Raw genomic sequence first — 10,084 nt, 5'->3', positions numbered from 1 at the left:
ATCAACGAAAACATCCTTGCTACTAAAAAAGGTTTAGAACAAGACAATCAAGCTGTTAAAGAATCAGTTCAAACCGTATCAGTTGTAGAAGGTGGTAATTTAACAGCAAGAATTACTGCTAATCCAAGAAACCCACAACTTATTGAACTTAAAAATGTTCTAAATAAACTTCTTGATGTTTTACAAGCTAGAGTAGGTTCTGATATGAATGTTATTCATAAAATATTTGAAGAATACAAAAGCTTAGATTTTAGAAATAAAATCTCTAATGCTTCAGGAAGTGTTGAATTAACTACTAATGCTTTAGGTGATGAAATAGTTAAAATGCTAAAACAAAGTTCAGACTTTGCTAATGCTTTAGCTAATGAAAGTGGAAAATTACAAACTGCTGTTCAAAGCTTAACCACTTCTTCAAATTCTCAAGCTCAATCTTTAGAAGAAACTGCAGCAGCTTTAGAAGAGATCACTTCTTCTATGCAAAATGTTTCAGTTAAAACTAGTGATGTTATCACTCAATCTGAAGAGATTAAAAATGTTACAGGTATCATAGGTGATATTGCAGATCAAATCAATCTTTTAGCTTTAAATGCAGCTATTGAAGCGGCTCGTGCTGGAGAACATGGTAGAGGCTTTGCTGTTGTGGCTGATGAAGTTAGAAAGCTAGCTGAGAGAACTCAAAAGTCTTTATCTGAAATAGAAGCTAATACTAATTTACTTGTTCAATCTATCAATGATATGGCAGAAAGTATTAAAGAACAAACTGCAGGTATTACTCAAATCAATGATAGCGTAGCACAAATTGATCAAACTACTAAAGATAATGTTGAAATTGCTAATGAATCAGCTATTATTTCTAGTACAGTAAGTGATATAGCTAATAATATCTTAGAAGATGTTAAGAAGAAGAGGTTTTAATTAGTCATTCAAGCCCAAAAAAGGGCTTGAATTTTAAAAATTTATGCTATGATTTTATATATTTTATCAAGGAAAATATATGAATTTATGGGATAAAAAAGCCAAAACTTACACAAGATATCAAAACACTTTAAACACCATACAAAAGCAAACTTTTGAATATTTACAAAATTTAAAGATTTCTTTTCAAAATAAAAGCATTATAGATATAGGATGTGGAACTGGAGTTTGGACTTTACACTTAGCTAAAGAGGCTAAAGAAATTTTTGCCTTAGATAGTGCAAATGCTATGCTTGAAATTTTACAAGAAGATGCCAAAAAACTAAATCTTAACAATATAAAATGCGAAAATTTGAGCTTTGAAACTTGGATGCAAAACAATCCTAATGCTAAATTTGACCTTGCATTTTTAAGTATGTCCCCTGCTTTACAAAATGAAAAAGATTATACAAATTTCTTAAATCTAGCTAAAACAAAAATTTATCTTGGTTGGGCTGATTATAGAAAAAGTGATTTTTTAGATCCGATTTTTAAATATTTTAATACCGAATTTAAAGGTTTTTATAAAAAAGATTTAGAAAGTTATTTACTAGAAAAAAATATATTTTTTCATAAGATTGTTTTTGATGAAACACGCAAAGTTCAAAGAACGAAAGAAGAGGCTATAGAAAATGCTCTATGGCATTTAAACATTAACAAAATCACAGCTTCTAAAGAAACTGTAAGTTCTTTTGTTGAAAATGATATTATTGAAACTATAGAATCCAAAATAAAACTTTTAATTATAAATAACTTATAAAAACATTAAGCTTATACTTATTACAATTTCACCGATTATTTCAAAGGAGTTTTTAATGGTTAAAAATTTAATCATCAAATTTGGACGCTTGATTCTTGATGCAATTGCAGTGATAAGTTTTGTTGTAGCTTTGCTTTATTCTCTTTTTATGATGTTTAGCATTGGATTTTTAGCTGGTTTATTGTCGCTGATAGTCAGTTTTATTGCTTTATTTTTAAGTTTTTTTGTGATCTATCTTGTTATAGATATCAGAGATACTCTTGTAAATAAAGCTTAAATTTTCCACCTTTAGGGTGGAAAATCAATGTTTTAATTGAAATTTTAAAATTTCTCCGGCCATATAAGGCACGACTTGATTGTATTTATCTTCATAAACATTTGGCACTTGCCATTCTTTTTCTTCTAAAGTTAAAATTTTATCTTCTTTAAATTTCAAATCATAAATTTTACAAGCGTTATCGCTTAAAAATTTTTGCAAATTTTCTTTGGAGCTATTTTGCTTAAATAATTCAGCTAAAACAGGTAAAATCACTGGGGCGCTAAATACACCTGCGGCACAACCGCAACATTCTTTAGTGTGCAATGGATGAGGCGCGCTATCACTTCCAAACATAACTTTTTCATAACCACTAAAGGCAAGCTCACAAAGTACTTCTTTATCTTCGTAACGCTTGGCTATAGGCTTACAAAAAAGATGAGGATTCATTTTACCTCCGATAACATCATCTAAAGTGATGATTAAATGATGTAAAGTGATTGTCGCATATAAATTTTCATAATCTTTTAAAAGTTCACATAAAGTTTTAGTGGTAATATGCTCCATTACAATTTTTAATTTTGGAAAGTTTTTTGCTAATTTTTCATAGATTTTAGCAAAATTTGCCTCTCTATCCATGACAAAATCATTTGTTTCACCATGCACTAGCAAAGGAATCTTTAAATCACTCATAGCCTCTAAAGTAGGTTTTAAATACTCTATATCAAAACTTGAAACTCCACCATTTGAATTTGTTGTAATTCCTGCTGGATAAAGCTTAATGCCAAAAATTTCATCTTTGGCAATTTGAAGAAATTTCTCATCATAATTTTTAAAAAAAAGTGTCATTAAAGGAGTGAAATTTTCATCTTTACAAACCTTAATGATACGCATTTTATAAGCTTTTAGATCTTCTAAATTGCAAAGCGGAGGGATTAAATTTGGCATAATCACAGCTGCACAAAAATCTCTTGCACTCAAAGGTGCAATAAGTTCTAGCATTTGATTATCTCTTAAATGCAAATGCATATCTAAAGGATTTTTAAGTATCATTTTTATCTCCTATATTTAGCTGATAAAATCCATTCTTAAGGCGCTTGAAAAGTTTTTTTTCTTCTAAAAATTTAAAAGTAGCAATGATAGTGGGTTTGCTTTGATGTAATTTTTCTTCAAGCTCACTGATTTTAATCATAATAAAACCATTTTCATCGGCATTTTCACATAAAAATTTTAACAATTCAAAACGCTTTTTTCCTAAAATTTCTCGTATTAAATTTTCAAATTTCATAAGTAAATGCTATATAAAATAAAACCCCAAACAAAAAGAGCTAAAAGCACACTAAAAAACACTGCCGCACTCGCACAATCTTTAGCAATTTTTGCCTTTTCATGCCATTCATTTGTAATCAAATCAACACAAGCTTCAATAGCTGAATTTAAAGCTTCTATAATTAAGATAAGTATTAAAACACTTACCAATAACAAATGTTCCAAAAAACTAACTTTTAAGAAAAAACTAAAAACTATCGCAGGGATAATAATGCAAAGTTCAATTCTAAACGCCATTTCATTTTTAAATAAAGTAAAAATCCCTTCTAAAGCATATCTTGCGTTATTTAAAAAATGATATTTAGGCTTCATGGATTTGCCTTAAGTTTAGGATTTAATAAATCATATTCTGGTTCATAAACACTTGTTTTTACATCAAAATATCCTAAAAGAGTACTAAAAAGATTATCTTGAGAAAGTTTTAAACTTTTATGTTCTTTAGCTAAATTCATTAATTTTTCATCATTACTCCAAAAAATAGCAGGAATATGAGTTTGATAACTTGGTGCTATAGCATAAGGCATACCATGAAGATAAATATCATTTTCGCCCAAACTTTCACCATGATCTGAAAGATAAAATAAAGAACTTTCATAATCTTTTTGCTCTTTTAATAGTTTTATAATCTCACTTAAAAGATAGTCTGTGTAAAGCAAAGTATTGTCATAAGTATTGATTAAAGCCTTACTATCACATTTTGAAAGTTCATTGGTATCACAAGTTGGAGTAAATTTTTTAAACTCATTTGGATAGCGTTTATAATAAGTTGGCCCGTGAGAACCTTGCAAATGAAGAACTATTATATTTTGATCACTCAAATGATTTAATTTTTCTTTAAAAGGAGTGAGTAAATTTTCATCCAAATCACTAGAAAGCTTTTGTTTATAAGCTAATCTATCACAAACCCCTTTACAACCACCAGAATTATTATCAAACCATGCAGCATCTACACCTGTTTTATAAAGTATATCCATGGCATTTTCTTGAAATTCTGAACTCGAATAATCTCTACGCTTGGATATAGAAAACATACAAGGTAAACTTACCGCTGTTGCTGTTCCGCATGATGAAAAATTATCAAAAAAGACTACATTATCTTTTTTAGTATAAAAATTGGTATCATTTTTAGTATATCCACCCAAAGAGTAATTTGCTGCTCTAGCGGTTTCACCCACTACCAAAACCAAAATTTTTTTAGTGTGATTATTTTCTCTATAAGCATCATTAGCTATAGTTTTAAATTCTGGCTTAGCTTTTACAAAACGAACATAATAGCGATATACGGCATAAAATTGATAAAAAGGAGTATTATACATTCTTATTTCATTATAGCTTCTAAAAAAAGGCAAGAAAGTTTTACTTAAAGGGATTAAAACTGCACTAACCACAATCAAACCTGATACTATATTGATAATTTTAATTTTTATATGGGATTTAAAACTACCATAATCAATTTTTACTTTAACAACATAAAAAGCCAACAACAAAGCCAAAACAATAAATAAGATCAATTTTAAATTTAACAAATCTTTTACTTCTTTGATATCTGTTTGAACAACATTTTGTATCATATCAGAGTCTATAAGCACTCCATAAAAACTAATAAAATAAACACTTAAAAAAGATGATATTATAAACAGTATAGAAAAAAATTTAGTAAAAAACTTTATAAAAAGTAAAGAGCAAACCACGTGAACTAATGCAAAATAAGCTATAATAAAAACAAAAGTTATAAACCAATTTTGATTGTTTTTTTCATACACAAATTCAAATAAATTAAAATTTAATATTGCAATCATTAAAGAATTTAAGAAAGTAAACCAAAACCAAGTTAATCTAAGCATATAAATCCCACCTTTAAATTTAAGGTTTTAATTTTATTGAATTTTTTTAAATGGATTGTAGTTTTAAATCTTTTTATGTTATGATTTACACTTTTAATGAAAATTTTAAGGAAAATAATGAAACTGCTTTCATGGAATGTTAACGGCTTAAGAGCCATTTGTGATAAAAATGCACTTGATTGGATAGCACAAGAAAAGATTGATTTTATAGGTTTTCAGGAAATCAAAGCACATGAAGATAAATTTCCTAAAAAAATTTATGAATATCCTTTTAAACACATGTATTTTAATTCTGCCAAAAGAGCAGGATATTCTGGGGTAATGAGTCTTTGTAATTTTGATAGCGAAGTAAAAAAATGTGAATTTTTTGATGATGAAGAAGGCAGGGTTTTAGAACACCGCTTTAAAAATATCGCACTTTTTAATATCTATTTTCCAAATGGTCAAAAAGATGAAGAGCGTTTAAATTTTAAGATGAAATTTTATGCAGATTTTTTAGTGTATTTAGATAAGCTTTTAAAGGATGGGTTTGAAATTATCATTTGTGGTGATGTTAATACCGCTCATAAAGAAATCGATCTTACCCATCCAAAAGCCAATGCCAACACTTCAGGTTTTTTACCTATAGAAAGAGCTTGGATCGATGATTTATTAAAACTTGGTTTTATAGATACTTTTAGAGAAATTAATGGCGAAATCAAAGAAAAATACTCGTGGTGGAGCTATAGAATGAAAGCAAGAGAAAGAAATGTAGGCTGGAGGATTGATTATTTTTTCATTTCAAAGGGTTTAAAAGATAAACTTAAAAACGCTTTCATAAGAGATGATATTTTTGGCTCTGATCACGCACCTGTAGGTATAGAAATAGATATTTAATATCCCAAAAATGGGATATTATTTTTTAACAAATTTTTTTGCTTTTTCCCAAAGTCTTACACCGAGCTTTTTAGCTTTTTTAGAATTTAAATCTTTGTATTTTTCACTAGCAATTTTTTCTAATTCAAAAATTTCCTGTTTAAAATGATTTAATTTTCTTTGAGTAAGTTTATTAAAATCATTAATCTTTGGATTTCTCTTAATATCATTTAAAACTAGTATTAGCTGTTCTCTACTTTCACTCGCAAGACGTCTAAATTTAGCAAAAAGATTATCAAGTTCATGTTCTAGCAAATTCTCAACTATACTCTTACAAGGATCATTTTGCAGTTGAATCTCTTTTTTTAAAAGAGCAATAAAATCGTCTTCTATACCTATTAGTTCTTTACTTTTTGAACTAACATCTTCTTCAAAATTTGCATAAGTTAATGAAGCTTTAAATTTTTCCATTGCTAAAACAATACCATCTCTTGTACCTTTAATCACGCCTAAACAAAGATCTTTTGCATAAGCCATAGATTCATTAGCTATTTCAAAAGCGGTATTTAAAATAATACTTGAAATTTTTAAAATTCTTTCTTTTTCAAAATGAGCTTCACAAATAGCATTATATACGAGATTTTTAGCTATTTCGCTACTTGTAAGTTCTATATCTTCAGCCTTTTCTAATGTGGTTAAAAAAGCACTTTCAGCAGTTTCTTTTAAAATTCCAAGCATTTCTATATCAAATAAAATAGCATCATTTAAACCACCGCTAAATTCATCACAAAAAGAACATTCTTGTAAAATACTCTCGAATTCAAAAAAATTATCGCTGATTTGATTTTTAATCAAATTCTTTTGATTTTCAATCTGTTTGTTTAATAATTCAGCTTCACTAATATACTCATAAAGCGAATTTTGAGCATCTGCAACACTTGCTTTTACCAGAGCCTTAATAACCTTTGAAACATTTTCATCGTCACAAAAATCAAGTTTTTTTAAAATAGTTAAAAATTCAACCAAAAGAGAATTTAAAACTTTTTTTGTTTCATGAGGATTATGTGAAATTTGTTTATATGCAAGATTAAAACTCAAGTCCTCAAGTAAATCACTTGCTTCATCTTTACCGAGATTTGACAAAGAATTTTCAAAAATAATTAAAGTATTTTTCATTTTTCCTTCTTTCTTAAAGCACAAATTTTGCTTTAGCTTTTAATTTATCAAATATATCCAAACGATCTTTTTTGCTATCCACATAAACATTTAATAAATAACTTTGATATTTTCCGTTTGCGCTTGAATTCGAATGTTCAAATTTATATTCTCTTTGACCTAAAATTTCTTGAAAAATTTCACTTGCCTTAACATGTACCTCAAAAATCACCTTATAATCCCAAAAAGTAGGATAATTGATCTGAGGTTCTTTTTTAAGATCGCACAAATTTACCACTTTTGCCTCCTTCTTTGCTTTCAAGCACTATATCCGTAATCCTCATTGATTTATCTATAGCCTTGATCATATCATATATAGTTAAAAGTCCTATACTAACCCCACTTAAAGCTTCCATTTCAACACCTGTTTTACCTTCACACTTAACTGTTACAATAAGCTTAAACGCACATTCTTTAACAAATTCCACAATATCAGTTTCGACTTTAGAAAGCATCAAAGGATGGCACATAGGAATAATTTCACTTGTTTTTTTAGCCCCCATTATAGCCGCAACAATAGCTGTTTGAAGAACAGGGCCTTTTTTTGCAGTATTGTTTTTAATTACATCAAAAGCTTCTTGACTCATATATATCATACCACTAGCTGTGGCTATTCTTGAAGTAATATTTTTATCGCTTACATCTACCATTTTAGGATGATTGTTTTCATCTAAATGACTTAATTTCATAAATTCACCTTTTAAAAAATTATAAAAATTATAGCAAAACCAAACAAATTTAAGATAAAATAAGCTTTGTATTTTTATTTAAGGAGAAAACAATGGCTTATGAAGATGAAGAAGATTTAAATTACGATGATTATGAAAACGAAGATGAAGAATATCCACAAAATCACCATAAAAATTATAATTACGATGATGATGATTATGAATACGATGATGATAACAATGATGATGATTTTTATGAGATGGATTAAAATACAAAATTTTCATCTTTAAATTACAAGCAATGTCTTTACAGGGCTTGTAATTTATATCTTAATAATACCCAACGCACATACTCTCAGTGATTTTAATACGCTTTTCAAAAGGAGCTGGACTAAAAAAATGGCATTTTTCTATATAAATATGCCGATGATAATTTAGCCCTAAAAAATCATAAAATTTTTTTAGATTAACAAATTTAATCCCACAAATCTCCTTCAGCTCTAAAAGTTTATAAATAGAAGAATTATTTTTTTCCACTAAATGAGACGGGGCTAATCCAGTAAAAGAACAAAAAGCACTTGCCAATACAAAACCATTTAAATCACTACATTGCCTTAAAGCTTGCTGATGTTTTTCTAAAATGCAATTCCTATGCAAAAATATAATTCTTGTTCCTTGATATCTACCTATTTCTACATTTTTCCAAAATTTATAAGCATTTTTTGAAATTCCAGCAAAACGATGAAATTCAGCGTTTAAAATATAGTGATCTAAAAATTCATTAGGAGGTAAGATTAAACTTTTCATCATTAAAATTTGGAGCCCTAAAAAGGCTCTTTAATCTTCTTTGTTTAAATTTTCCTTAGCTTTGCTAGGAAGCTTAGATAAAAGATTGTTTAAATCAAAATTAATTCCTTGAGTTTTTGCCTCTTCAAGTAAAGCAACTGCAGCTTTTGCGTTAAATGGAGAAGAGCCATCATGCGGAGCAAAAAGATGATCTGTTATTGCTAGAGCATAAGCGGATTTTTTCACTTCTTCGCGAGCAGCGTGAGGAGTGCGAACAAAACATATACTTTCAATCAAAACATCATCAAAATTCCAACGATGCAACAAAAATCCTAAGAAAGAAATATGATCTACACCTAAAAATTCATTCTCCGCTAAAGCAATATTTTCAATTTTAGTTTCATTTAAAAAAGTTAAAAATTCTTTCTCTCTGTGATTTTGTATAAGAAAATTTGAAAAAATAACAATGCCAAGTCTTAAAAGCATTGCACAAGGAACTAAGAGATGAGAAAGTTTTTTATCTTCATCATTAAGCCAATTTGTGATAAAAGTTGCCTCTTCGTTGCAATTTCTTAAAAAAACTTGAGTATCCAAACCATATGGTGAAACATCTATTTTAAAACTATCTTTAATGGAATCAGCCGTAACTATATTGATGATATTACCAACGCCTAATAAAGTAATCACTTGATTTATAGTTGTAATTTCTCTTGTAAAACCATAATAAGGAGAATTCGCAAGTTGCAAAAGCTTAGCCGTCATCAACGGATCGCTTGAAATGATTTCAGCAACTTTCATGGTTTCTATATTTGAATTAGCCTCGTTTACATATTTTCTTAATTTACTCACAGTATCAGGCAAAGGTGGCAAAACTTCGACGCTTTTTAATAAAAGCTCGTTCATATCTCCGATCATATTAATACATCCTTATTTAATATTCAATGTTCTTCATAGATTTACAATTATATCTAAAAATTAATTTACTTATTGCACAAAGTGAATACATTTAACACTTGATTAAGCATAGCTAATTTATAGATAAAATATCTAAAAAATACAAAATCAAAAATTTTAAATTTTATCTAGAATATAAAAACTAAAGATGATAATTTTAAATAAAATTTATAAACACCACAAAAATATTTACAACATTTCATACAAATTTACTCTCATTAAATTAATTTTTTTATATAAAATAAAATTTAAATTGAAATTTTATAATTATATAATAATCAGTATTTAATTATACTTTAAGTTTAAATATTTTATTATTCCGCTATTTTATTTTTATATTTTATATTATTATTAAAAAATAAAAAATATGAAATTAATTTCAAAATAAATCATTTTAAATAAGGAAGGAGAAAAATATTTGAGTAAAAATATTATTTCAAGTAAGGTGTCTACGGGGGGGGGG

General features: G+C 27.8%; 13 protein-coding genes and 1 pseudogene. 5 read left to right on the top strand and 9 right to left on the bottom strand.

Annotation, left to right across the window (positions count from 1 at the left end; genetic code table 11):
- From AJ886_RS00425 to AJ886_RS00415, 3 genes and pseudogenes are all read left to right on the top strand, one after another.
- On the top strand, window positions 1-915 hold a 915-nt coding region (locus tag AJ886_RS00425; RefSeq protein WP_002934477.1), incomplete at its 5' end, for a methyl-accepting chemotaxis protein.
- Window positions 916-994: 79 nt separating this feature from the next.
- Complete coding sequence (locus AJ886_RS00420; RefSeq protein WP_070233288.1) at window positions 995-1,714, top strand: class I SAM-dependent methyltransferase; 720 nt, start codon at window positions 995-997, stop codon at window positions 1,712-1,714.
- A 55-nt stretch (window positions 1,715-1,769) separates the two neighbouring features.
- A pseudogene (locus AJ886_RS00415) lies at window positions 1,770-1,984 on the top strand (hypothetical protein).
- Between the two features lie 31 nt (window positions 1,985-2,015).
- Here AJ886_RS00415 and pyrC read toward each other — a convergent pair.
- Genes pyrC through eptC form a run of 4 tightly spaced genes read right to left on the bottom strand, consistent with a single transcriptional unit; the run spans window position 2,016 to window position 5,143 of the window.
- Window positions 2,016-3,023, bottom strand: a complete 1,008-nt coding sequence (gene pyrC / locus AJ886_RS00410; RefSeq protein ID WP_070233286.1) for a dihydroorotase — start codon at window positions 3,021-3,023, stop codon at window positions 2,016-2,018.
- Complete coding sequence (locus AJ886_RS00405; protein ID WP_002861043.1) at window positions 3,013-3,258, bottom strand: replication/maintenance protein RepL; 246 nt, start codon at window positions 3,256-3,258, stop codon at window positions 3,013-3,015. Before AJ886_RS00405 ends, pyrC begins: the two co-directional genes overlap by 11 nt.
- Entirely contained in the window at window positions 3,255-3,611 is a 357-nt protein-coding gene (locus AJ886_RS00400; RefSeq protein ID WP_052776847.1) for a diacylglycerol kinase, read from the bottom strand. Before AJ886_RS00400 ends, AJ886_RS00405 begins: the two co-directional genes overlap by 4 nt.
- Window positions 3,608-5,143: a lipid A/FlgG phosphoethanolamine transferase EptC gene (eptC, locus tag AJ886_RS00395; protein WP_070287005.1), complete on the bottom strand. Its 1,536-nt coding sequence runs from the start codon at window positions 5,141-5,143 to the stop codon at window positions 3,608-3,610. The genes AJ886_RS00400 and eptC overlap by 4 nt, the downstream gene beginning before the upstream one ends.
- A gap of 117 nt (window positions 5,144-5,260) precedes the next feature.
- On the opposite strand from eptC, the gene AJ886_RS00390 reads away from it, so the two are divergent.
- Complete coding sequence (locus tag AJ886_RS00390; RefSeq protein ID WP_002869154.1) at window positions 5,261-6,019, top strand: exodeoxyribonuclease III; 759 nt, start codon at window positions 5,261-5,263, stop codon at window positions 6,017-6,019.
- 18 nt (window positions 6,020-6,037) lie between these two features.
- On the opposite strand, the gene AJ886_RS00385 is transcribed toward AJ886_RS00390, so the two are convergent.
- From AJ886_RS00385 to moaC, 3 genes are read right to left on the bottom strand one after another with little or no spacing between them, the layout of a single operon-like run.
- Window positions 6,038-7,198, bottom strand: a complete 1,161-nt coding sequence (locus AJ886_RS00385) for a hypothetical protein (protein WP_079860712.1) — start codon at window positions 7,196-7,198, stop codon at window positions 6,038-6,040.
- Window positions 7,188-7,451 carry a DUF493 domain-containing protein gene (locus tag AJ886_RS00380; protein WP_070287003.1) on the bottom strand — a complete coding sequence of 88 codons (264 nt, stop codon included), beginning with the start codon at window positions 7,449-7,451 and terminating at the stop codon, window positions 7,188-7,190. The genes AJ886_RS00385 and AJ886_RS00380 overlap by 11 nt, the downstream gene beginning before the upstream one ends.
- Window positions 7,429-7,902, bottom strand: coding sequence for a cyclic pyranopterin monophosphate synthase MoaC (gene moaC / locus AJ886_RS00375; RefSeq protein WP_044778741.1), 474 nt, complete (start codon window positions 7,900-7,902; stop codon window positions 7,429-7,431). The genes AJ886_RS00380 and moaC overlap by 23 nt, the downstream gene beginning before the upstream one ends.
- Before the next feature lie 92 nt (window positions 7,903-7,994).
- Between moaC and AJ886_RS00370 the strand changes: the two genes are divergently transcribed.
- A complete protein-coding gene (locus AJ886_RS00370) occupies window positions 7,995-8,150 on the top strand; it encodes a highly acidic protein (RefSeq protein ID WP_002851965.1) in 156 nt (51 codons plus the stop codon).
- A gap of 61 nt (window positions 8,151-8,211) precedes the next feature.
- Here AJ886_RS00370 and cheQ read toward each other — a convergent pair whose 3' ends face one another.
- Entirely contained in the window at window positions 8,212-8,691 is a 480-nt protein-coding gene (cheQ, locus tag AJ886_RS00365; protein WP_079860391.1) for a cheVAW transcriptional regulator CheQ, read from the bottom strand.
- Window positions 8,692-8,718: 27 nt separating this feature from the next.
- Complete coding sequence (cheP, locus tag AJ886_RS00360) at window positions 8,719-9,582, bottom strand: cheVAW transcriptional regulator CheP (RefSeq protein WP_070239752.1); 864 nt, start codon at window positions 9,580-9,582, stop codon at window positions 8,719-8,721.
- Between the last annotated feature and the right edge of the window lie 502 nt (window positions 9,583-10,084).

This window comes from Campylobacter sp. BCW_6465 (assembly GCF_001762815.1).
Classification (GTDB): domain Bacteria; phylum Campylobacterota; class Campylobacteria; order Campylobacterales; family Campylobacteraceae; genus Campylobacter_D; species Campylobacter_D jejuni.
This window is presented reverse-complemented; position numbering and strand designations above follow the sequence as displayed.

Coding starts and splice junctions, on each gene's coding strand:
- AJ886_RS00420 (WP_070233288.1), top strand. CDS start 995: ATGAATTTATGGGATAAAAAAGCCAAAACTTACACAAGATATCAAAAC.
- pyrC (WP_070233286.1), bottom strand. CDS start 3,023: ATGATACTTAAAAATCCTTTAGATATGCATTTGCATTTAAGAGATAAT.
- AJ886_RS00405 (WP_002861043.1), bottom strand. CDS start 3,258: ATGAAATTTGAAAATTTAATACGAGAAATTTTAGGAAAAAAGCGTTTT.
- AJ886_RS00400 (WP_052776847.1), bottom strand. CDS start 3,611: ATGAAGCCTAAATATCATTTTTTAAATAACGCAAGATATGCTTTAGAA.
- eptC (WP_070287005.1), bottom strand. CDS start 5,143: ATGCTTAGATTAACTTGGTTTTGGTTTACTTTCTTAAATTCTTTAATG.
- AJ886_RS00390 (WP_002869154.1), top strand. CDS start 5,261: ATGAAACTGCTTTCATGGAATGTTAACGGCTTAAGAGCCATTTGTGAT.
- moaC (WP_044778741.1), bottom strand. CDS start 7,902: ATGAAATTAAGTCATTTAGATGAAAACAATCATCCTAAAATGGTAGAT.
- AJ886_RS00370 (WP_002851965.1), top strand. CDS start 7,995: ATGGCTTATGAAGATGAAGAAGATTTAAATTACGATGATTATGAAAAC.
- cheQ (WP_079860391.1), bottom strand. CDS start 8,691: ATGATGAAAAGTTTAATCTTACCTCCTAATGAATTTTTAGATCACTAT.
- cheP (WP_070239752.1), bottom strand. CDS start 9,582: ATGATCGGAGATATGAACGAGCTTTTATTAAAAAGCGTCGAAGTTTTG.